Origin of the sequence: Vreelandella titanicae BH1 (assembly GCF_000336575.1) — a bacterium.
Lineage (GTDB): Bacteria > Pseudomonadota > Gammaproteobacteria > Pseudomonadales > Halomonadaceae > Vreelandella > Vreelandella titanicae.
Genome location: NZ_AOPO01000002.1, coordinates 524,554 through 545,935 on the forward strand (window position 1 = coordinate 524,554; position 21,382 = coordinate 545,935).

Genomic DNA, 21,382 nt, shown 5'->3' on the forward strand with positions numbered 1-21,382 from the left:
TTCTGGGCCCGAGCATACTAGCGGTTGCCGTTCGCCTTGGCGACTAGTGACTGGGGTAGATCGAGCGAATAAGCAAGCATGTTAACGTGTTTCCAATCGGAAACAAATTTCTTCGTTGCTTCAAAGCTTGCTTGGTAGCGTTATCGGTTCAGCTACTTTTCGCCGGGTTTGTGCAGAAGATCGGGTTATGAAAAAAGCGGTATCCTCTATGCACAAGCGACATCACCCTAGATGCTAGCTAAGTTTATGGTGTAAAACATTCAAATCGTGCGCTAACCAACAATAGCGTCGTTAGGACTAGCCCGTAATCGCAACAAGCCAATAATACACACCAATATTGCATACCAACAAAGCGAGGAGATGAACATGGAAGCATTAACTAGCCTCTTAGGGGCGATCAACGGCGTGGTCTGGGGGCCCGTCATGTTGATTCTGCTACTCGGTGTGGGGATCTACCTGCAGCTTGGCTTGAAACTGATGCCGATTAGAAAGCTCGGCATGGGCTTCAAGCTAATGTGGGCGGGGCGTGATGCGAAACCTGGGGTGGGTAAAGCGGCAGCTGCCAAAGAGGGAGACGAAGGGGAAATATCTCCTTTTAATGCCTTGATGACCGCACTCTCTGCGACCATCGGTACCGGTAATATTGCCGGTGTCGCCACAGCCATTGCGTTAGGTGGCCCTGGCGCTGTGTTTTGGATGTGGATTACCGCACTGGTGGGTATGGCCACTAAATTTGCTGAAGCGGTGCTGGCCGTGCGCTATCGTGAAACCGATAGCACTGGCTACCACGTGGGCGGGCCGATGTTTTACATCAAGAATGGCCTGGGTAAAAAGTGGCTATGGTTGGGCGGCCTGTTCTCATTTTTTGGCGCTGTCGCAGCCTTCGGGATCGGCAATACCGTTCAGTCCAACTCCGTTGCTGACGCCATGGACGCCACCTTCGGCGTGCCGCACTGGCTCACGGGGGTGGTCATTATGGTGCTGGCTGGCGCGGTGATTCTGGGCGGTATCAAGCGTATTGCTAAAGTGGCGGGCAAGTTGGTGCCGATTATGGGCATTGCCTACGTAGTGGCTGGCTTGTTGGTATTGATCGTCAATGCCGGGCAGATCGGTGAAGCTTTTGGTTTGATCTTCTACTATGCCTTCAACCCCATGGCGGCCGCAGGTGGTTTCGCGGGCGCCGCCGTCATGGCGGCGATTCGTTTTGGTGTGGCACGCGGGATCTTCTCCAACGAAGCGGGTTTGGGTAGTGCGCCGATCGCGCACGCGGCGGCCAAAACCAAAAATCCAGTGCGCCAAGGCTTAATCGCGATGTTGGGCACTTTTATCGATACCATTCTTGTGTGCACGATTACCGCGTTGGTGATTTTGACCTCAACGGTTTGGCAAGAAGGTGAAGCGGGGGCGTCGCTGACCGCGCTTTCGTTTGACGCTGCACTGCCTGGCTTTGGGAATCAGATCGTCGCCATTGCGTTGGCGATTTTTGCCTTTACCACCATCCTAGGCTGGTCATTTTACGGTGAGAAGTGCTGCCAGTTCCTGTTTGGCACTCGCTCCATTATGATCTATCGGGTGCTGTTCGTACTGGCTATCCCGCTGGGCGCCATCGCTCAACTGGGCTTTATCTGGCTCATGGCGGATACCTTCAACGCCATGATGGCGATCCCGAACCTGATTGCCTTGGCACTGCTTTCGCCGGTAGTCTTTAAGCTAACCAAGGACTATTTCGACGGCAAAGACGTATTGCCGGGTGAAGCACTGGATCACGACCAATAATACCCGCAGCGCGTTCATCGGCGCTGTAGGTGAACGTGAATAACAGGAGAGTCGGGAAGGCACTTAATCAGTGGCTTCCCGTTCTCTTTTTTGAGCGAACACTTTTAAGTGAGGAAAGCCCCTATGTCTGAATTAAAGCAAACGCCACTGCATGCGCTGCACCTCAAGCTAGGCGCCAAGATGGTACCTTTTGCTGGCTACGATATGCCGGTGCAGTATCCGCTGGGGGTCAAAAAAGAACATGAACACACCCGTCAAAAGTGCGGGCTGTTCGATGTCTCCCATATGGGGCAAATCAGCGTTTCCGGTGACGGCGTGGCCGAAGCCCTGGAAACCTTGATTCCTGCCGATTTGATGAGCCTTGAGAAAGGTGCCCAACGTTACGGGCTGTTCACCAACACAGAAGGCGGCATTATTGACGACCTGATGGTGGTCAATGCGGGTGATCACTTCTATCTGGTAGTGAATGCCGCCTGTAAAGATCAGGACTTGACTCACCTGCGCCTCAATTTGGCGTCAACCCATACAATTGAACCTTTGGATCGTGGCTTACTGGCGCTCCAAGGGCCTCAGGCGCGGGATGTCATGCAGCGGCTTTGCCCTGAAGCCTGTGAGCTTGTGTTTATGCAGCATGGCCGCTTCACCATTGCTGGGCAGGAGGTTTGGGTGAGCCGCAGCGGCTATACCGGTGAAGATGGTTTTGAAATTTCCGTCGCCGCCGATGCTTGCGAAGCCTTCGCTGAGCAACTGCTAGCTGAGCCTGAAGTCGAAGCGATTGGCCTGGGAGCGCGGGACTCGCTGCGTTTGGAAGCGGGTTTATGCCTGTATGGCCACGATATGGATGAGCAAACCACCCCGATAGAAGCAGGTCTAATTTGGGCGATTGGCAAGCCCCGTCGTCGTGGCGGTGATCGGCCGGGAGGTTTTCCAGGCGCCGATGTGATTCTTCATCAGGTCGATGCCAAAGATCACACCCGCAAGCGTGTTGGGCTGTTAGCTGAAGGTCGCGCGCCGGTGCGTGAGGGTGCGCCGCTTGTGGATGAGGCAGGCAATGAGATTGGAATCGTTACCTCCGGCAGCTTTGGTCCCAGCGTCGGTAAGCCTGTGGCGATGGGTTATGTCACTCGCGAGCAGGAAGCACCGCAAAGCACTGTACTCGCGGTGGTACGCGGTAAACAGTTACCTATGGTGGTAACTCCCACGCCGTTTGTAAAGCCGGGCTACTATCGCGGCTAGAAGCGTGTCCATCTACCCGCGGCCCCTGCTTAAGCTAGGGGCCGTTGCTTTATAAAGGACAGTATTACGAGGGATGGTTTCAAGCGAGTGTTTTAGCGCAGAACCTGCTTGGGATCGATGGGTTTGCCGCCTTGGCGCAGATCAAAGAGTAGATCATAGCGTTGGGTGGCACTGCTTTGACCTACCTCACAAAGTGGGTCTCCCGCGCTAACCTGTTTGCCTACCTCGACCAAAATGCGCTCGCAAAGGGCGTATACGGTTTGGAGGTTATTGGCATGGTGCACAATCACCACTTCACCCAACTGACGCATACCGTCGGCAAAGCGTACTTCGCCAGGGGCGACGGCTTTAGCCTGAGCGCCAGCTTGAGTAGCCAGCAGCATGGGCTGCAGGGTGCCTCGGCTGTCTGGCCCGAAGCGGCGAACCACTCGATAATCCTCCAGCGGCCAGGGCCAGCGCCTGGCTGATGAGGGTAGCGCCTGACTGGGAGCGCTGCTGGTAGGTGCAGCGGCAGGCTTGTTAGCGCTTGAAGAGCTGCTACTGTTTGCTGAGCTTCTAGATGAACTTCGCGCCGCTGAACTGCTAAGGGGGAGGCTGACTATTTGGCCAATTCTCAAATTAGTGGGAGAGGCACTAGGGTTGGCACTCTGAATGCGGCCACTGGTAGTGCCAAAATGTCGGGCGATGCTCGAGAACGTATCACCAGGACGGATTTGATAGCGGTAGGGGCCACCTGAAGGTGCCCGCTCCTGCTGGGTAGGAATTAATAGACGTTGCCCAATTTCCAGGCGCCGCGTATCGGCACCTGGGTTAAAGCGCTCCAAGCGTTCCAGTGGCACGTTAGCCCGGGCCGCCAGCTTACCCAGCGTGTCGCCACGCTGTACTTGCACCCAGTTGCCACTGATCTGGCTGGCGCTAGGAGCGGCTGCTCGCTGGGATGACGATGGAGGAGCGCTGGAACAGCCGGTCAGTAGTCCCGCTAACAGCCAAACAGTGAGCCAGCCGGCTAGGCGTGATCGGTTCGGCTGTCCAGCATGCCATCTTTTTCCAACCAGAGTGCATTGATCCATGTGTGGAAGCGTTCCTTATGCTGCTTTTCTTCGTGGTTTTCTGATGCGTACATCCACTCAGGAAGGCTGAGTTGCCGTGCCTGTAATGTTATGGGCGCTTCCCTGCCGCATAAAAAGCCCCAAAACGTCGGCGAGGGGTTAGCGTAGCTGATCGTCACATCCAGGATACCATCCAATTGGTTGCCTAGCAGACTAAGTACTTGGGCAATGCCGCCCGCTTTAGGGCGTAATAAGTGGCGGTAGGGGCTCTGCTGGGCATCGCGTTTGGCAACCGAAAAGCGGGTGCCCTCGACAAAATTAAAAATCGCAATGGGCGAGAGCCTTGCCTGCTGGCACATCCGTTCGGTAGCTGCTCGATCAATGGTGGCCAGCTTAGGATTTTTAGCGACTTGTTCGCGGCTAAAGCGGCGCATAAAAGGAAATTCTAGCGCCCAAAAAGCCAACCCTACGATGGGGATCCAGATCAATTGACGTTTTAAGAAAAAACGTGGCATGGGGATACGCCGATGCAACGCCATCAACAGCATAAAGATATCCGTCCAACTGCGGTGGTTGGATATCACCAACCACCACTGCTGTGGACTCAAATTATCAGGTACGCTGGCGTGTAGCACGGGTTTGAGCCAGTGCCGCATCCACCAAAGATTAACGCCTATCCAGTTAAGCGCAACGCCATTCAGCCCCTGCAACACTAACTGTTTAAGCCGCTGCCCTGGGGCAATGACTTTAAGTAGCGTCAGCAGAATGAGAGGTACGCCCCAGAACAGCGTGTTGAGCGTTAGCAGCAGAGCGCTAATCAGCCCCTTTAAAATAGGCATACCACGTTTCCTTACCGTCAGACCAATAACGTAATACTGAATGCTAAATGATCCTAGCCACGCTGCCCAGCAGAAACCTACAGCAATTCATTAGCTTGATGATGTTTTAGACGAGCGGCAGTGAAGGGGCTTGGACGGTGTTCAAGAGAACGGTGCGCAGTGCATGGGCGGCTACGGAGAGCTCTTGGTGAGTCAAAATGCCGACCCGGCAGGAGATAGCGGGCGCTGTCAGCGGTATGCAGCGAGCGCCCAGTTCATGCATTTGACGAATGCACATGGAAGGCACAGCGCTGACGCCCAGGCCGTCGGCAACCATCCGCCCCACGGTGGAGAGCTGGTGGCTTTCAAAGGCCACAGTGAGCTCCATATCCTGTTTGCTCAGCTCCTGTTCCAATAAACGACGTACCATGGAGGGGCGCTGAAGAGTAATGAAATCGTGGCTTAGCAGCGTCGACCAGGCGAGCTGGGTGCTCTGGGTTAACGGAGAGCCAGTCGGCACGACCGCCACAAAATGGTCTTCAAACAGCGGCGTAAAGAGCAGGCTGCCGGTACCCTCCGGAGAAAAAGCGATCCCCATCTCTACCTGTCGGGAGCGCACCATGGCGGTAACCTCCTCGTTGATGACATCGTGCACGGTTATGTTGATTTTGGGGTACTGTTGGCGAAATTTAACCAGCGCCGCAGGGAGTAAGTTACCGGCAAAGGCGGGCATCGCCGCCACGCTAAGGCGCCCCAGCTGGAGGGTGAAGCGCTGGCGCAAACGCTCCTCGGTATTGTCCCACTGGGCCAGCAGATGTTTGGCTAGCGGTAGTAGCGACTCGCCTTCTGGGGTTAATCTGACGCTGCGGGTGCTACGAATCAGCAGTTTGCCACCCAGGGACTCTTCCAGGCCTTTAATCGCCAGGCTTAGCGCTGGTTGGGATAAATGCAGGCGCTCGCAGGCTTGAGTAAAGCTGAGGGTTTGGGCGACCGCCAGAAAGGCGCGCAGCTGTTTGACGGTCATAAAGTACCTTTTATAAGTTTAAAAAATAAATTGATAAGAAAAACAAACTTAACAAATATATCATCTCGCACAACACTGGCACTATCGTAAGCTTCAGTTCGCGAATTTTTGACAGCACTCATCTACGATAATACTGATCATCAACAACAATGTGAGGCACAACAATGGCAGGATTCGATAAGCGTGTAGCTTCCTACGAAGAGGCTATGGAAGGCATCGAAAGCGGTATGACCGTCATCGCCGGTGGCTTCGGGCTCTGCGGTATTCCCGAAAACCTGATTGCCGAGATCAAGCGACGTGGCGTCACTGACCTTACCGTGGTATCCAATAATTGCGGTGTCGATGGTTTTGGCTTGGGAATACTGCTTGAAGACCGCCAAATCAGTAAGATTCTGGCCTCTTACGTAGGTGAGAATGCCCTGTTTGAGAAGCAAATGCTCAACGATGAGATTGAAGTGGTGTTAACGCCTCAAGGCACATTGGCGGAAAAAATGCGCGCAGGCGGCGCTGGTATTCCCGCCTTTTACACCGCTACCGGTTACGGCACGCCGATTGGTGAGGGGAAAGAGGTTCGCGAGTTTAATGGCCGACACTGTATTTTAGAAGAAGCCATTGTAGGTGATTTTGCCATAGTGAAAGGCTGGAAGGCGGATCGCTATGGCAATGTAATGTATCGCCATACGGCGCAGAATTTTAACCCCATGGCCGCCACGGCGGGGAAAATTACCGTGGTGGAAGTTGAAGAGATCGTTGAACCGGGTGAGCTTGAGCCTAGCCAGATCCATACCCCAGGAATTTATGTGGATCGGATTATTCAAGGCACGTTTGAAAAGCGGATAGAGAAACGCACGGTGCGCAGTTAATACGCCGCGCCTTCAAACGCAACACTTGCTTCTCATTTAACGATTCAACAAGAGGAAGTCACCATGGCTTTAACACGAGAACAGATGGCTCAGCGTGTCGCCCGCGAACTTCAAGATGGTTTTTACGTCAACCTGGGCATTGGTATTCCCACCCTGGTTGCCAACTATATTCCGGATGGCATCGATGTCATGCTGCAATCCGAGAACGGTCTGCTGGGGATGGGCCGCTACCCCAGCGAAGACGAACTTGATCCAGATATGATTAATGCGGGTAAAGAGACGGTGACGGCTCGCCCAGGCGCAGCGATTTTTTCTTCCGCAGAATCATTTGCGATGATTCGTGGTGGCCACGTGGATCTCACCGTGCTGGGGGCTTTCGAGGTGGATCAGCAGGGCAATATCGCGTCCTGGATGATTCCAGGGAAGTTGATCAAAGGCATGGGCGGTGCCATGGATCTCGTTGCCGGTGCCGACAATATCATTTGCACTATGACCCATGCCTCTAAGCACGGCGAATCCAAGCTATTGGAAAAATGCGAACTGCCGCTGACCGGCGCAGGCTGCATTAACCGCGTGTTGACAGATTTAGCTTATCTTGAAATCAAAGACGGTGCCTTTATTCTCAAGGAGCGCGCTCCGGGCGTAAGCGTTGAGGAAATCGTCGAGAAGACGGCGGGCAAGCTGATTGTACCTGACCATGTTCCCGAAATGACGTTTGATGCCGAGTAAGTACGCTCCCATTAGCCCGAATGATAAACAGCCGAAGGTTAGAGGGTTAAATAAACTGCACAGTGAGACGCTAGCGCCATTACTGCTAGCGTCTCAGGCCATTTCACAGCGCGTATGGTGGGGTAGCAGTAAATCGGCAATACGTTCGTGATTATCTTCAACGTGCTTTTGGGCTAACGCCAAGCCGCCTAGGCAGAGGCGATGTTCATCGCCATTGGCGAAGACTGTTTTCTGTGGTGTGGTGGGGTAGAAGCGGTGATCAAGCAGTGATGATACCGTGAAAACACCGTTTTGCTGGCCCTCAAGGCTTGGCATGCCCACTTCACTTAGGCGTTGATCCAGCGTTTTCAAGGGCTCCCCCAACTGCCCACAATCAAAGCCAGCGTGATGCAATCGAGGGCCCATCACCGCTATCCAGGCAGCCAAGGGGTGAGCTTGCTGTAGCTGTTGATAAAGCGCCCAGCTAGGCATCGGCCAGGGGCGACCGCGGCAGAGCAAATTATGCCCCTTGCAATCCTGAGGGTGAGATTGTTGCACCAGCCCTTCAATGGCTTCCCGGGGCGCCTTGGACAATGTGCCTATTTGCAGTTCTGCCAGCACCAGCCAACTACTGCCGTCGCTTGGCGCGAGTAGTTGCACTAATAGGCCTTTATCGGCCATGGCGTAATGGCCCATGACGCGATAGCCCATATGAGCTAAATTGCCGGTAAGCGCGGCAGCGGCAAAGGGCCCGTAATTGAGCGTTACCAGCGTTAAATATTCAGCCGCCGTTGATAGTGGCCAAAGTCTAAGGGCGCCGATGTCGGGATGGGTATGTACATAGTCAAGCCACAGCTGCTGAACGAACTCCTGACGCTGCATGGTGAACTCCTTGCCTAAAGTGGCACACCTAGCGTGAGCCATTAAATAACTGCTCAGTATAGGCAAGCGGGGTAAGCAAGGGTTCAACGGCTATTAACGAGCGGTTAAACGGCAAGTAGCTGTTGATCGCGGACAAACTGATCAAATTCAGTAAAGCCGCCTACATGGGTTTGATCGACAAATACCTGCGGGACAGTGTGAATGGGTTTACCCGCTGTTTTGGCGATATCTTCTTTAGTGACGCCTTCAGAGGGCATATCCACATAGCGATAGCCTTCAATTTTTCCGACTTTTTCCAAATGCTCGGCCAGCTGTTTTGCGCGTACGCAGAAAGGACATGACATCCGACCAAAAATAACCACGAACATAGGTGGTGCTCCTTTACGATAAACTGAGTAAGTTATCAGGTAGACAGTAACTGAAGGGTAAATAGCCGTTTGGCTAAGCGATAAATTCGCGCCCATTGTGGCTGAGCAGAGCTCGTTTCGCCAATAGTAGCTCGCTACACGAACCATTAATGTCCGTTATCACCTGGGAAAACCAACAAGCCTATGCAAACGCTCACCGCTGACGAATACACCTTTCTTACTGATCTGTCGAAAGCGTACCGAGATAGGCACTTGCCATCCATTAAACGAAAAAGTGACTGGAACCCGCGTTTAGGGGTTGATGCGCTATGCTTCCAGCATCATGGCGCTAAGCACATGGTGGGGGCGTTGATTACGCCCTGCGAGCTGTGGCTGGTTGCAGTGCCTGACCACTCCCTGCTGACCGAGACTCTGGCGGATACGCTTACGCTTTCTCTGCCTTCAGGCACATACCCACTATCTTTTGAGCGCTTGCCAGGCGGCTACGGACTCTATAAGCGCGCCATTTTGCGAGATTTAAGCGAGCTGGAGAGCATGCAGGAGGCCGCGAGGCTGGCGCAGCAAATGATGACGCGTTTAATGCAACCCGATGAAGAGCTCAACGCCTAAGTGCAGCCAGCTATACTGTCAGGATTTCTACAAACAGTATCTTCCATCCACGCAGTGAAAAAGGAAATTACCCATGACTTCCCAAGCCGTTACAACACCGCGAGTTGCGCTGGTAACCGGTACTAGCAGCGGGATCGGTGCCGCTGTGGTTAAGCACTTTTGCGAATTAGGTCATCAAGTGCTTGCCGTCGATTTTAATCCGGCGGGTAAGGCGGTCGCTGAAAAATCCGGCGCGGCGTTCTTTGAGGCGGATCTAACCGATCCCGACGCCTGCCGTGCGGCGGTGGCGGATGCGGTCAAGCGCTTTGGCGGTGTTGATATATTGGTCAATAACGCTGGGATTCAGCACGTTGCCCCGATTGAGACCTTCCCCGAGGAAAAGTGGCGTCAGATTATGGACTTGATGCTAACGGCGCCTTTCTTACTAACACAGGCGGCTTGGCCGCGTATGCGTGAAAAGGGTTGGGGACGCATCGTTAACGTGGCCTCGATACACGCTCAGGTGGCTTCACCAGGGAAGGCGGCGTACATCAGTGCCAAACACGGCATGATTGGTTTGACCAAAACGGCGGCGCTAGAGGGCGGTGAACAAGGCATCACCGCGAATGCGGTATGTCCTGCCTATGTGAAAACCCCGTTAGTGGACAACCAAATCGCCGACCAGGCTAAATTGCACGGTATGGATGAGCAGGAGGTCATCGAGAAAGTCATGCTCAAACAGGCGGCCATCAAGCGCTTGATCGAACCTGAAGAGGTGGCGCAATTAGTCGCTTATCTGGCATCCGACGCAGCCGGTGCTGTGACTGGCTCAAGCTTTAATATCGATTTAGGCTGGACGGCGCATTAATTAATCAGTTTGGCCCCGCCAGTGACCTTGATGTGGTTGGCGGGGTGCTTTGTTGCAGGCTTTAACGACGTACGGGGCGTTTTTGTAGTTTGCGCTGCAGGGTGCGGCGGTGCATGCCCAGCGCTCGTGCGGTGGCGGATATATTGCCGTCGTGCTCCTGCAGCACTTTCTGAATATGCTCCCAGGTGATGCGGTTAATCGATGGCGGATTGTCTGCAAGCTCAATATCCGGGTCACCGCTTTGGCGCTCGAATGCGGTTAATACATCGTCGGCATCCACCGGCTTACACAGGTAGTTAACCGCGCCGAGCTTAATCGCCTCCACTGCGGTGGCAATGCTGGAGTAGCCGGTCAGCACCACAATGCGACACTGGGGCACGGTGGCAAGCAGCTCCGGAAGCAGTTTTAAACCTGAGCTGTTTTCCAGTTTTAAATCAAGGGTCGCCATGGTGGGTGAATGCTGCGCGGCCATGGTCAGGGCCTGCTCGGCATCGTGGGCAACTATAACGTCGTAACCGCGGCGCGTAAGGGCACGGTTCAGCACATGACAAAACATTTCATCGTCATCTATGATTAGCAGGCGTTGCTCTCGCGTTTGCATGTTGTCCTCAATCCATAACTGGCGGTGCTTGGGGCGGGCGCGATTAAGTTGGCGCTGCGCAGCGGGGCAGCGTGACTTCCGTTAGCGTACCCCCTTCCGGGTGATTATACAGGCTTACACCACCACCAAAGCGATTGATGGTGGCATGGGTTAAAAACAAGCCGATGCCCATGCCTTTGCTTTTAGTCGAAATAAACGTCTCACCCAACTGGTCGGCGATCGACATGGCGACACCTGGGCCATGGTCACGAATATCGATCACCACGCTCTCACTCTGCCAGTCTAAGCGTATGGCAATGTGCTCAGGATTGGCGTCAGCGGCGTTATTGAGCAAATTGGTCAATGCTTGGTCGAGCGTGGCATCGACGGCCAGCCAAGGTCTTCCGCGTTTCTCTGCCACATCGAACTGATGGCTCACATCAGGACGGAGCACCAACCAGCGCTGAACAACCCCCGCTAACCACACTTCTGCATCGAGCACTTCGGGTTCTGCCATACGCCGCCGGTCAGCGTTGGAGACCAAATTTTGTAGACGTGATTTGCATACGTCGACCTGCTGGCGCAATAAGTTAATGTCCTGATCAAGCGTCGAATCGGCGGGGGCATCGGCCTGCATCTCTTTGAGGAGGACTGCCATGGTAGAGAGTGGTGTGCCCAGTTCGTGGGCAGTGCCCGCGGCCTGGGTTGCGACCGCCAACACCTGCTCATTGCGCAGGGCCGCTTCCCGAGTGCGGGAGAGCGCCTGATCACGGCTACGCAGCGCGTGAGCCATTTTGTAGATAAAAAAGGTTACCAGCCCCGCAGAGAGGCCAAAGTTAAGCCACATGCCTAGTATATGCAGGCTCAAGGGGCTATCACTGTTGATATGGCCCAGTTGCGGGATGGGGTGGTAGGAGAACATTAAAAAGGTATAGCCCGCCATGGAGCATGCGGCGATGATCCAGGCATGGCGCCAGGGCAGGGTGGCGGCGGCGATGGTAACCGGCACCAGGTAGTAGGTAATAAAAGGGTTGGTGGAACCGCCCGAGAAATAGAACAGTAGTGTTAAGCCGGTGATATCGGCAAGTAAATGCAGCAAATACTCAAGGTGCGTCACCGCGCGGGGACGGCCCAGGCGCCACCAAGTGGCAATATTGAGTACGCCCATTGAAATGACCACGCTCACCACGGCGGTCACCGGTAAATCGAAGGCGAGCAGTTCAACGCCCACCACAATCGCCAGTAAAAAACCCGTCCAGGTGATGCCGCGCACAATAGTCAGTCGCACCAAGTTACGGTTGGGTGTAGAAAGCGGGAGGGGTAGGGCAGTCGGCATGATGGGCTTACTTGGTTTTGGCTTTAAAGCCATGAATGACAGATTTAATCAACAGGGTCATCACGTAGGTTGTCCAGCCAGCCGACGCCAATATATTGAACAGCAGCATTTTAGGCGGCAACCAGGCGCTACCCAATAACGCTTCAAGCATGATGTGGAGGAACATCGCCAGCAGCAACGGCAGAGCCAGGGTATGGATCCACATATCGGTGCGTCGCTTGCGAATATGGTAGCGGCGCAACAGGTAACGCAGTGGCCGATGAGCCCAGCAGAAAACCACTAGAGCACCAATCACCAATAAGCTAGCAAGAGTGGGTTCTGTGCTGCCGATATGAACGGAGAGCGAAATCGACCAAGCGAGGCTTAGCCACATCAATCCTTCCAGGCTGGCAATAATATCCGCATAGCGGCGCACGTTCTGCATAAACAACCGAATCCTTAGCGTCAAAAACTAACTTTTATAAACGACTGCAAAAACTAACCGTTAGATCTGGATCTTGAAAGAGCTGTGTCTCTAAAACAGCGCCGCCATAATACGATACTTGGGCTGGGGTGTGGGCACTTGAGGAGCGGATTTATCCCATCGCGCAATTGCGTATACTGTACATGGCGTATTTTACCCGACTTAACACCACTACAGGACATGCCGTGGACACTGTAACACTGACCCGCCCCGATGACTGGCACCTTCACTTGCGCGACGATGAGGCGCTCAACGCGGTGGTAGGCCATACCGCAGCGCAGATGGGGCGGGCGATCATTATGCCCAATCTCACCCCGCCGGTTACCACTACGGCTCAGGCGCTTGAGTATCGTCAGCGTATTCTTGCTGCCTTGCCAGCGGGCAGTACCTTCGAGCCCTTAATGGTGCTCTATCTCACCGATACAACTCCACCGGAAGAGATCGAGCGCGCGGCACAAAGTGGCATTGTCAAAGCGGTGAAGCTTTACCCGGCGGGTGCCACGACTAACTCCGATTCAGGGGTGACCGATTTGGCCCACTGTGACGCCACTATCGAAATGATGGCTAAGGTTGGCATGCCACTTTTGGTGCACGGTGAAGTCACCCATGCTGAGATCGATATTTTTGATCGCGAAGCGGTGTTTATTGAAACAGTGCTAAAACCGCTGCTGGAACGCCATCCGGCGCTGAGAGTAGTGTGTGAGCATATCACCACCCAGCAAGCCGCAGAGTTTGTTGCCCAGGCACCGGATAATGTGGCCGCCACCATTACTGCGCATCACCTGCTGTTTAACCGCAATAAGATGCTGGTGGGTGGGATTCGTCCTCACTACTACTGCCTGCCCATTCTAAAGCGTGAGCAGCATCGCCAGGCGCTGCTTAAAGCAGCCACCAGCGGTAGCCATAAGTTCTTTTTGGGCACCGATAGCGCGCCCCACTCCCAGGGGGCTAAAGAGTCAAGCTGCGGCTGTGCCGGTGCCTATACTGCCCCCGCGGCCATTGAGCTTTACGCCACCGCCTTCGATGAAATGGGTGCCCTGGATAAGTTGGAAGCCTTCGCCAGCCTGAATGGGCCGCGTTTTTATGGGTTATCGGCTAACGCAGACACCATTACGCTAGAGCGACGGGGTTGGACACTGCCGGAGAGTTATCCTTACGCTCAGGGAGAGAACATTATTCCATTGCTGGCGGGGGAGACGCTTAACTGGGCGGTTAGGTCTTAACAAGCCAGGTCTTAACAAGAACCGTCGACGCTTTAACGGTCGACGGCTCCAAGCGCTTAGTAAGCCCTGTTAGACGTTGCCAAGTTGCTTAAGCATTTGGTCAACCATGCGCGATGAGTGGTCGGCGGCCACTTCCAGAAATTCATCGAAGGAGAGGTGGTTGTCGCCACTGCCAGGAATGTCAGAGAGCGCGCGGATCACCACGAAGGGGCACTGGTAGAGGTGGCACGTTTGAGCAATGGCTGCGCCCTCCATCTCTACCGCAAGCATGCTAGGGAACTGGGCACGGGTAGCGTCTACCCTTGCAGGGTCAGCCATAAAGGCGTCACCGGTGGCGATCAAGCCTTCGCGTACCTGGACTTCACCTAACGAGGCGATGGCATTACGCGCCACCTCTCGCAGCGATTTGTCGGCCAAGTAGGCGGCGGGCATCCCTGGCACTTGGCCTATCTCGTAGCCAAATACCACGGCGTCGACGTCGTGATGGCGTACTTCGTCTGAAATGATTACATCGCCAATGGCTAAATCGGCGGCAAAGCCACCGGCGGAACCGGTATTGATAATGGCATCGGGCTGATGGCGCTCTAATAAAATAGCCGTGCCTACTGCGGCATTGACCTTACCAATCCCTGACTGCAGCACAATGACCTCAAGGCCGTAACGCGTGCCGGTATGGAAGACAAAACCCGCGTGCTCGTAGCGTTGGGGATTGTCCAACTGACTCACCAAGGTGCTCACTTCCTGCGCCATTGCGCCAATAATACCAATACGCTTCACTGCGCCATGCTCCTACATTAAAAGTGGTGTTGTTTAACTCAGGCGTGCTCTAGGGGAGCTAAATCGTGCTTCTCGGCGGCTTCAAGGGTATTTTCCAGCAGAGTAGCTACGGTCATCGGCCCCACGCCGCCAGGTACGGGGGTGATAAAGCTGGCGCGTTCGGCGGCGGTGGCAAAATCAAGATCGCCTTTTAACGTGCCATCCTCCTGACGATTGATGCCTACGTCGATCACGATAGCGCCCGGCTTAATCCATTCGCCTTTCACGATACCCGGCTTGCCGACGGCCACGACCAGGATGTCGGCGCGGCTTACGTGATCTTCAAGGTTGCGGGTAAAACGGTGACATACGGTGGTGGTACAGCCTGCCAGCATCAGCTCCAGCGCCATAGGGCGGCCTACAATGTTAGAGGCGCCCACAACGGTGGCATCTAAGCCGCGTAGCGCAATATCGCTCTGTGCCAGTAGGGTCATGATTCCTTTCGGCGTGCAGGGGCGTAGGGCGGGCATACGCTGCGCTAAGCGGCCAATGTTGTAGGGGTGAAACCCATCGACGTCTTTGCCAGGCAGAATACGCTCTAAAATGGGCTCGGCATCGAGATGCTTGGGCAGTGGCAGTTGAACCAAGATGCCATCAACGGTCGGGTCGCTGTTGAGCTGATCAACCAGGGCTTCCAGTTCATGCTGTGAGGTTGTAGCGGGTAGGGCATGCTGAAAGGAGAGAATGCCAGCTTGTTCGCAGGCGCGGTGCTTATTGCTGACATACACATGAGAGGCGGGATCGTCCCCGACCACAACCACGGCTAGTCCCGGTGCCCGTCCGCCGGTTTGACGGCGTGCAGCGATCTTTTCGGCAACCTGTTGGCGGACAGTAGCAGCGATGGCTTTGCCATCGATTAGTTGGGCGGTCATGTAATGGAGTCCCTGTGAATGTTAAAAATAGCCTAGGCTTTAAAGCGCTCAAGCCACAGCGCTTTAAAGGCGGTAATTTTCGCACGCTGGAGCATCCAGGCAAAGCGCCTTCACGAACAATCACTTTAATGGTTGACTTTAAAATTAAAAATAGTAATATATGCCTCGCTTGAGACGGGCAGCACGGTAGCGTCTAAGGTGATAAAAATCGGGATGTAGCGCAGTCTGGTAGCGCGCCTGCTTTGGGAGCAGGATGTCGGGGGTTCGAATCCCTCCATCCCGACCAATCACTTAGCATGAAAGGTAGTAGTTTGCTTTTCCAAGCTGCAGTTGTGGTCTAGTGCTCATCGGTATTCGTATTATATGAATACTATATGTGCGCCCATAGCTCAACCGGATAGAGCAACGGCCTTCTAAGCCGTAGGTTGCGGGTTCGATTCCTGCTGGGCGTGCCACCTAATTCAGTGGTAACAACCTGTCAGAATCATATCTTCAAGCGCATGCTATTTGTTCTACGTAAGATTGTCTTTGGTGGGTGTAGCTCAGGGGTAGAGCCCCGGATTGTGACTCCGGTGGTCGTGGGTTCAAATCCCATCATCCACCCCAGTGACAATATTTGCGTTTCCAGTTTTAGGTTGTGGTGGGTGTAGCTCAGTGGTAGAGCCCCGGATTGTGACTCCGGTGGTCGTGGGTTCAAGTCCCATCATCCACCCCATTACCCCAGCATATATCGCTTCTGCTATTTTTAATTTCCTTTTAGTTTACCCCTTCTTTTAGAGAGTATGCCCTTAACTGGGGTTTTTGTGTTTCTGGCTTTTAGACTCCCCCTTTATTGTAGCTAGCGCGGCATCACCTTAATGCGGTTACCCGCCATATGGGTGAGCGGCTCAGGCCTGCCCAGCAAATACCCCTGCGCGTAGTTGATTCCCATGTGGTGCAAAATATCCAGCGTTGCCTGGGTTTCCACAAATTCAGCAATGGTTTCAATTCCTAACGCCTTGCCGACGGCATGAATCGCCTCAACCATAGCGCGATCAATCGGATCCTGATGCACATTGCGGATAAAATTACCGTCAATTTTCAAATAATCGACGGGCAACTGCTTCAAATAACTAAAAGAGGAGAGGCCGGTACCAAAGTCATCCAGTGCAAAGCGACAGCCGTACTCTTTAAGGGTGACAATTATTTCACTCACGCTTGAGAGTTGGGCAATGGCGGTGCTTTCGGTAATTTCAAAGCAGAGCGTGCCGTGGGGCAGGCCTGCCATGGCGACCTGAGTAATAAGGTCGTGACAAAAATCCGCATCGGAAAGCGACGCACCTGAAAGATTGATCCCCCATAAGCTGTGAGGTGGCAGCGTCGCATGGCGGTTTTGATCCCCTAGCCAGGCTAGGGTGTTACGAATCACCCAGCGGTCAATGCGCTCCATAAAGTGATAACGCTCGGCAGCGGGTAGAAAGCTACCTGGCGCGATGATCTCTCCATGCTCTTCAAGTCGCAGCAGAATTTCCCGGTAGCCAGGGCCAGTGGCGCAAATGGCTGCAATGGGTTGGGCGAAAAGACGGAAGGTGTCGTTATCCAAGCCATTTTGCAAGCGTTGTACCCACTGCAGTTCGCCGTGTTTCTCCAGTAATGCATGATCGTCAGGCTGATAGCAGTGGATGCGATTGCGGCCTGCCTCTTTCGCGGCGTAGCACGCAGCGTCAGAGGCGTGGAGAGCCTGGCTCAACTGCATGGGCTGAGCGGCGTTGAGTTCAACCAAACCAATGCTTACGCCGATACCAAAGGTATGGCCCTGCCAAGAAAAACGATACTGCTCAATATCGCAGCGTAACGCTTCCGCAATCGTCAATGCTCGCTCTATACCGCAATCGGGTAGCAACAAAGCGAATTCATCGCCACCCAGGCGGGCGGCGATATCGCTGCTGCGCACATGGTCTTTAAATTTTAACGCCAATTGGCGCAGCAGCTCATCTCCAGCGAGATGGCCGCAGGTGTCATTGACGATTTTGAACTGATCGAGATCCAGGTAACACAGCACATGGTGGCCATCGTCGCGATTAAGTAGCGCAGTCAGTGCTGATTCGAAGGCGCGGCGGTTGAGCAGGTCGGTCAGGTTGTCATGGCTGACCTGATAGCTCAGCTGTTCGGTCAACTGGCGAGTGAGGCTAACATCCTGAAAAACGACCACTGCACCTAAGGTAATGCCGCTGCGCGAACGTATTGGTGAAGCGCTGTGTTGGATGGGGGTATGCGAGTGATCACGACTGACCAGTAGGCAGTGCTCGGTGGAGTGCACCGGAGTTAGTTGAGTGAGCACTTGCCGGGCCGGGTTGTTTAGCGGTTGGCCACTGGCTTCATCGAGTAGTTGATACACCACGTAAATGGGTTTATCCATGGCCTCTTCGAGTGTCCATCCGGTCAAGCGCTTAGCTTCCGCATTGATAAACGTTACGTTGCCACTAGCGTCGCAGGTAATAACGCCATCACCGATCGATGCCAGGGTAGTACGGGCAAGGTCGCGTTCGCGGTTTAACTGCTCCTGCAGCTGTTTGCGCTCGGTAATATCGCGCACCATCCCTGAGCGCTCTGACGCGGAACCGCTGGCTCCTTCGCTGACTTGTATTTCCAGGTGGCGCACCTGCATATCTGCGCAGCGGCGTTTAATTTCATGGCGTGCTCCGGGGCTGAGGGAGCGGGTTGGCAATAGCTGCGAGACAGGTTGGCCAATAATCTGTTTGGCGTCGACCTCGAAGAGTTGCTCCGCTCCAGGGTTAAGGCTGGTCAGGGTGCCGTCTGCCTGCCAGGTAATCACGCCATCGCGGAGATTGCGAAGCATCACGCGGGTATGTCCAACGGCGCTTTCAAGGGCAGCGGTTACGCGATTATAGCTCGCCGCTATTTCGCCCACTTCGGTAAACGGGTCGGCGTCAATTCGCTGGCGCATATCACCCTGCTGTTCATGCTGGCGCATATGCTCAAGCAGTTGGTTCAACTCATTTTTGGCGCCATGCTCGGCGAGATTGAGGCCCATCTTTTCTGCTTCAGGTGAGACGCGTATGGGCAGGAAGCGCCGGGTAATGCGGAACAGTAGCCAGGCGCTGCCAAAGCTCCAAACGCCGCACACCACAACACCGATCAACTGAACGCCAAACTGAGCGGATCGCGACAAGCCACTATCCATCAGTGTTAAGTCAGCGACCCAGGGCAGTGCTAGCGTACCCCATACGCCCGCGACGAGGTGCGAGGGTATGGCGCTGACTGCATCATCAATATGTTTGCTTATCAGCCATTCGCTGGTCAGTACCATCAGTACGCCACTAACTGCACCCAGCCCAAATGCCGCCGATAAGGAGATCACATGAGCGCTGGCGGTGACGGCGACCAAGCCCGCAATGGCGCCATTAATCGCATACATAACGTCGGCGTAGCGCCGAGTGCGTAGCCCCATCAGCATGCCCGAAAGGATGCCGCCGACGGCGCCCAAAACAGTATTGGCTATTATGCTGGGTATTTGCTCGGTAACGGCCAGGGTGCTACCGCCGTTAAAGCCAAACCAGCCTAAGATCATAAACAGTGCGCCTAACATGGCGAGGGGTAAGTTGCCTGAAGGGAAGGCAGTAGGTGGTTTACCGTGGCTGAAGCGTCCGCTGCGTGGCCCAATACACAGTACCGCTGCCAGGGCGACCCAACCGCCTACGCTATGTACGACCGTGGAGCCCGCAAAGTCGACAAACCCTAGCGCCCCTAACCAGCCTTCCGCGCCATCCAAAAGCCCGCCCCATGCCCAATGACCAAAAACCGGATAGATAACCAAGGCTATCCAGAGGGCCGTCCAGGTAGAGGCTAAAAAGGGCATACGTTCTGCCACTGCGCCCGACACAATGGTAGCGGCGGTGGCGCAGAACATTGCTTGGAAAATAAAAACGGTAATCACCCAGTGGCTGGAGGCTTCTAATTGCCAACCAAACAGCGTTGTGCCGATTAAGCCGTGGTGAGAGTCGCCAAACATGAGACCAAAACCGACTAACCAAAAAATACTGACGGCAATGGCAAAGTCCGCTACGTTTTTCATAGCGACGTTGATAGCATTCTTGGTGCGCGTAGTGCCCGCTTCCAGGCAGAGAAAGCCAGCTTGCATCACAAATACCAGAGCAGCGGCCCAGAGCACCCAGAGCATATCGAGCAACGAGCTGTCCAAATTTAGCGTGGCAGGCATGGTGTTTTCCTTAGTATCTTTTGGTGCAAGTGCGCTTCTTTTTGGTGCTTTGTTTGTTTTAAGCGGAAGGAGGGGGAACCGTTGCACCGGTGCTAACCGACTGCCATTCAGGTTTCCTAATAGAAACTAAGCAATTGTTATGCCGCTAATAGTGAAGTCATCCTTTTTAACGCTTATGACAGCATTAATTACTGATTTTTAGAAATAAAATAGCGTTTTCTACTGTGTTAATGCGCATTGATTGGTGATATTTTTCAATTAGTTATAGGTCTTCAATTGTGGTTCATAAACGCTGAAAAGGGAGTGCATCAAAATGGCGCGTCAAACGGTAGTTTTGGGAGCAGGCATGGTCGGTGTCAGCATTGCCTGGCATCTGCGCCAGCGTGGGCATGAGGTGACCCTGGTAGATCGCCTTCAGCCTGGCCGCGAAACCTCGTTTGGCAATGCGGGTATCATTCAGCGGGAAGCGGTAAGGCCTTACCCTTTTCCCCGCGACGTTAAAACGCTCCTCAGCGTTTTACCTAACCGTCGGGTAGATATTCGTTACCGCCCCGCGGGTATGGTCAACGCCGCCTCCCCGCTATTGCGCTACTGGATGAACTCAGCGCCGAAGACTTACCAGAAAATCGTGCCGGAATACGCCTCACTGATTCAGCTTTCGCTAAAAACCCACGGCCCGATGATTGAAGCCGCAGGCGCTGAGCACTTGGTGCGCAGGCAGGGATGGCTTGAGCTATATCGCACGCCTGAAAAACTTGCTGCGCGGATAACCGAGGCCGAAGAAGCACGGCGCCTTTATGGCGTGCAGTTTGAGCAACTGGATAAGGCGGCTCTTGCGCAGAAAGAGCCCTCTTTGAGTGACACCATTATCGGCGCAATTCACTGGCTTGATCCCTGGACGGTTGCTGATCCAGGTGGGTTGGTCGCGGCTTACGCCCAAGCGTTTAGTAATGATGGCGGGCGTATTTTGCAGTCGGATATCAAGTCGGTTCAGCAAATGGGTGATCGCTGGCAGGTCAATACCGCTGCTGAAGCGTTAGAAGTAGATGACGTCGTCGTGGCGCTAGGGCCCTGGGCGGGAAGCTGGCTAAAAGAATTGGGCTACCACTTTCCTACCTTTGTAAAACGTGGCTACCACATGCACTACGCGCCTCAAGCGCCAGCCAAGCTAAATTTCTGGGTTATGGATGCCGAGGTGGGCTACCTGCTGGCGCCGATGAACGCAGGGGTTCGCTTGACTACCGGCGCTGAGCTGGATCGCTTGGATGCGCCTGCTGATGTCAATCAACTGGGCGCCGCCGAGAAAGTGGCACGCAGCGTGTTCCCCTTGGGCGAGCGACGCGATGACGCCCCTTGGAAAGGCGCGCGCCCCTGTTTGCCCGATATGAAGCCAGTGATTGGGCCTGCGCCAAGGCATCCAGGGTTGTGGCTTGCCTTTGGCCATGGCCATCAGGGGTTCACTCTGGGGCCCGCCACCGGTCATCTAATGGCGGATATGATGGAGGGGCAGCCCACGGCCATCGATATGGCACCATTTCGTGCTGATAGGTTCTAACTAGCGCTTTATTTATTAATGATCAGGCGAGTTAGGCCGATAGTAATAGACGCTAGCACTAGTAATAGAGACGGTATCTTTGCGCGTGATCTAATGCTTTGCTAGTTTATAAGTACATTTGCACACCATGAGGTGGAT

20 protein-coding genes and 4 tRNA genes are annotated in these 21,382 nt (G+C 54.3%); 13 read left to right on the forward strand and 11 right to left on the reverse strand.

Annotated features, from left to right (window positions below):
• Positions 1 to 366 precede the first annotated feature (366 nt).
• Complete coding sequence (locus HALTITAN_RS06990; RefSeq protein ID WP_022523519.1) at positions 367 to 1,776, forward strand: alanine/glycine:cation symporter family protein; 1,410 nt, start codon at positions 367 to 369, stop codon at positions 1,774 to 1,776.
• Positions 1,777 to 1,899: 123 nt separating this feature from the next.
• Positions 1,900 to 3,012, forward strand: coding sequence for a glycine cleavage system aminomethyltransferase GcvT (gcvT, locus tag HALTITAN_RS06995; RefSeq protein WP_039858465.1), 1,113 nt, complete (start codon positions 1,900 to 1,902; stop codon positions 3,010 to 3,012).
• 92 nt (positions 3,013 to 3,104) lie between these two features.
• On the opposite strand, the gene HALTITAN_RS07000 is transcribed toward gcvT, so the two are convergent.
• From HALTITAN_RS07000 to HALTITAN_RS07010, 3 genes are all read right to left on the reverse strand, one after another.
• Positions 3,105 to 3,902: a LysM peptidoglycan-binding domain-containing protein gene (locus tag HALTITAN_RS07000; RefSeq protein WP_039858467.1), complete on the reverse strand. Its 798-nt coding sequence runs from the start codon at positions 3,900 to 3,902 to the stop codon at positions 3,105 to 3,107.
• Positions 3,903 to 4,018: 116 nt separating this feature from the next.
• The gene (locus tag HALTITAN_RS07005; RefSeq protein WP_039858468.1) at positions 4,019 to 4,900 is read right to left on the reverse strand and encodes a 1-acylglycerol-3-phosphate O-acyltransferase, YihG family; all 882 of its coding nucleotides are present in this window, start codon (positions 4,898 to 4,900) and stop codon (positions 4,019 to 4,021) included.
• A gap of 106 nt (positions 4,901 to 5,006) precedes the next feature.
• Positions 5,007 to 5,903 carry a LysR family transcriptional regulator gene (locus HALTITAN_RS07010; RefSeq protein ID WP_027959400.1) on the reverse strand — a complete coding sequence of 299 codons (897 nt, stop codon included), beginning with the start codon at positions 5,901 to 5,903 and terminating at the stop codon, positions 5,007 to 5,009.
• A gap of 164 nt (positions 5,904 to 6,067) precedes the next feature.
• Here HALTITAN_RS07010 and HALTITAN_RS07015 point away from each other — a divergent pair, with 164 nt between their 5' ends.
• The gene (locus HALTITAN_RS07015; protein ID WP_009286666.1) at positions 6,068 to 6,766 is read left to right on the forward strand and encodes a CoA transferase subunit A; all 699 of its coding nucleotides are present in this window, start codon (positions 6,068 to 6,070) and stop codon (positions 6,764 to 6,766) included.
• Between the two features lie 63 nt (positions 6,767 to 6,829).
• On the forward strand, positions 6,830 to 7,495 hold the full coding sequence (locus HALTITAN_RS07020) for a CoA transferase subunit B (RefSeq protein WP_009286667.1): 666 nt from the start codon (positions 6,830 to 6,832) through the stop codon (positions 7,493 to 7,495).
• A gap of 93 nt (positions 7,496 to 7,588) precedes the next feature.
• Here the strand turns inward: HALTITAN_RS07020 and HALTITAN_RS07025 are convergent, their stop codons facing one another.
• Both HALTITAN_RS07025 and HALTITAN_RS07030 read right to left on the reverse strand, forming a co-directional pair.
• Complete coding sequence (locus HALTITAN_RS07025; RefSeq protein ID WP_027959401.1) at positions 7,589 to 8,356, reverse strand: VOC family protein; 768 nt, start codon at positions 8,354 to 8,356, stop codon at positions 7,589 to 7,591.
• A gap of 104 nt (positions 8,357 to 8,460) precedes the next feature.
• Positions 8,461 to 8,724 (reverse strand): GrxA family glutaredoxin, encoded by a 264-nt coding sequence (locus HALTITAN_RS07030; protein WP_022523512.1) that lies wholly within the window; start codon positions 8,722 to 8,724, stop codon positions 8,461 to 8,463.
• A gap of 183 nt (positions 8,725 to 8,907) precedes the next feature.
• Here HALTITAN_RS07030 and hybE point away from each other — a divergent pair, with 183 nt between their 5' ends.
• Entirely contained in the window at positions 8,908 to 9,333 is a 426-nt protein-coding gene (gene hybE / locus HALTITAN_RS07035) for a [NiFe]-hydrogenase assembly chaperone HybE (protein WP_009286670.1), read from the forward strand.
• Between the two features lie 73 nt (positions 9,334 to 9,406).
• Complete coding sequence (locus HALTITAN_RS07040; RefSeq protein ID WP_009286671.1) at positions 9,407 to 10,180, forward strand: 3-hydroxybutyrate dehydrogenase; 774 nt, start codon at positions 9,407 to 9,409, stop codon at positions 10,178 to 10,180.
• A gap of 61 nt (positions 10,181 to 10,241) precedes the next feature.
• Here the strand turns inward: HALTITAN_RS07040 and HALTITAN_RS07045 are convergent, their stop codons facing one another.
• The 3 genes from HALTITAN_RS07045 to HALTITAN_RS07055 are packed head-to-tail and all read right to left on the reverse strand — an operon-like array spanning position 10,242 to position 12,520.
• Positions 10,242 to 10,781: a response regulator transcription factor gene (locus HALTITAN_RS07045; RefSeq protein ID WP_009286672.1), complete on the reverse strand. Its 540-nt coding sequence runs from the start codon at positions 10,779 to 10,781 to the stop codon at positions 10,242 to 10,244.
• A gap of 43 nt (positions 10,782 to 10,824) precedes the next feature.
• On the reverse strand, positions 10,825 to 12,096 hold the full coding sequence (locus tag HALTITAN_RS07050) for an ATP-binding protein (protein ID WP_027959404.1): 1,272 nt from the start codon (positions 12,094 to 12,096) through the stop codon (positions 10,825 to 10,827).
• A gap of 7 nt (positions 12,097 to 12,103) precedes the next feature.
• A complete protein-coding gene (locus HALTITAN_RS07055; RefSeq protein ID WP_022523508.1) occupies positions 12,104 to 12,520 on the reverse strand; it encodes a hypothetical protein in 417 nt (138 codons plus the stop codon).
• A gap of 224 nt (positions 12,521 to 12,744) precedes the next feature.
• Here HALTITAN_RS07055 and pyrC point away from each other — a divergent pair, with 224 nt between their 5' ends.
• Positions 12,745 to 13,782 (forward strand): dihydroorotase, encoded by a 1,038-nt coding sequence (gene pyrC / locus HALTITAN_RS07060; RefSeq protein ID WP_027959405.1) that lies wholly within the window; start codon positions 12,745 to 12,747, stop codon positions 13,780 to 13,782.
• A 69-nt stretch (positions 13,783 to 13,851) separates the two neighbouring features.
• Here the strand turns inward: pyrC and mtnN are convergent, their stop codons facing one another.
• Both mtnN and folD read right to left on the reverse strand, forming a co-directional pair.
• The gene (mtnN, locus tag HALTITAN_RS07065) at positions 13,852 to 14,559 is read right to left on the reverse strand and encodes a 5'-methylthioadenosine/S-adenosylhomocysteine nucleosidase (protein ID WP_009286676.1); all 708 of its coding nucleotides are present in this window, start codon (positions 14,557 to 14,559) and stop codon (positions 13,852 to 13,854) included.
• 38 nt (positions 14,560 to 14,597) lie between these two features.
• Complete coding sequence (gene folD, locus HALTITAN_RS07070; RefSeq protein WP_009286677.1) at positions 14,598 to 15,470, reverse strand: bifunctional methylenetetrahydrofolate dehydrogenase/methenyltetrahydrofolate cyclohydrolase FolD; 873 nt, start codon at positions 15,468 to 15,470, stop codon at positions 14,598 to 14,600.
• Between the two features lie 14 nt (positions 15,471 to 15,484).
• Here folD and HALTITAN_RS25530 point away from each other — a divergent pair, with 14 nt between their 5' ends.
• From HALTITAN_RS25530 to HALTITAN_RS07090, 5 genes are all read left to right on the forward strand, one after another.
• The gene (locus HALTITAN_RS25530; RefSeq protein ID WP_161575203.1) at positions 15,485 to 15,643 is read left to right on the forward strand and encodes a hypothetical protein; all 159 of its coding nucleotides are present in this window, start codon (positions 15,485 to 15,487) and stop codon (positions 15,641 to 15,643) included.
• Between the two features lie 36 nt (positions 15,644 to 15,679).
• Positions 15,680 to 15,756 (forward strand) — tRNA-Pro (locus HALTITAN_RS07075).
• A gap of 92 nt (positions 15,757 to 15,848) precedes the next feature.
• A tRNA-Arg gene (locus HALTITAN_RS07080) sits at positions 15,849 to 15,925 on the forward strand.
• A 76-nt stretch (positions 15,926 to 16,001) separates the two neighbouring features.
• Positions 16,002 to 16,076 (forward strand) — tRNA-His (locus HALTITAN_RS07085).
• Positions 16,077 to 16,110: 34 nt separating this feature from the next.
• Positions 16,111 to 16,185, forward strand: a tRNA-His gene (locus tag HALTITAN_RS07090).
• A gap of 123 nt (positions 16,186 to 16,308) precedes the next feature.
• On the opposite strand, the gene amt is transcribed toward HALTITAN_RS07090, so the two are convergent.
• Positions 16,309 to 19,689: an ammonium transporter gene (amt, locus tag HALTITAN_RS07095; protein WP_039858474.1), complete on the reverse strand. Its 3,381-nt coding sequence runs from the start codon at positions 19,687 to 19,689 to the stop codon at positions 16,309 to 16,311.
• 313 nt (positions 19,690 to 20,002) lie between these two features.
• On the opposite strand from amt, the gene HALTITAN_RS07100 reads away from it, so the two are divergent.
• Positions 20,003 to 21,244, forward strand: coding sequence for an NAD(P)/FAD-dependent oxidoreductase (locus HALTITAN_RS07100; protein WP_009286678.1), 1,242 nt, complete (start codon positions 20,003 to 20,005; stop codon positions 21,242 to 21,244).
• Positions 21,245 to 21,382: the final 138 nt, after the last annotated feature.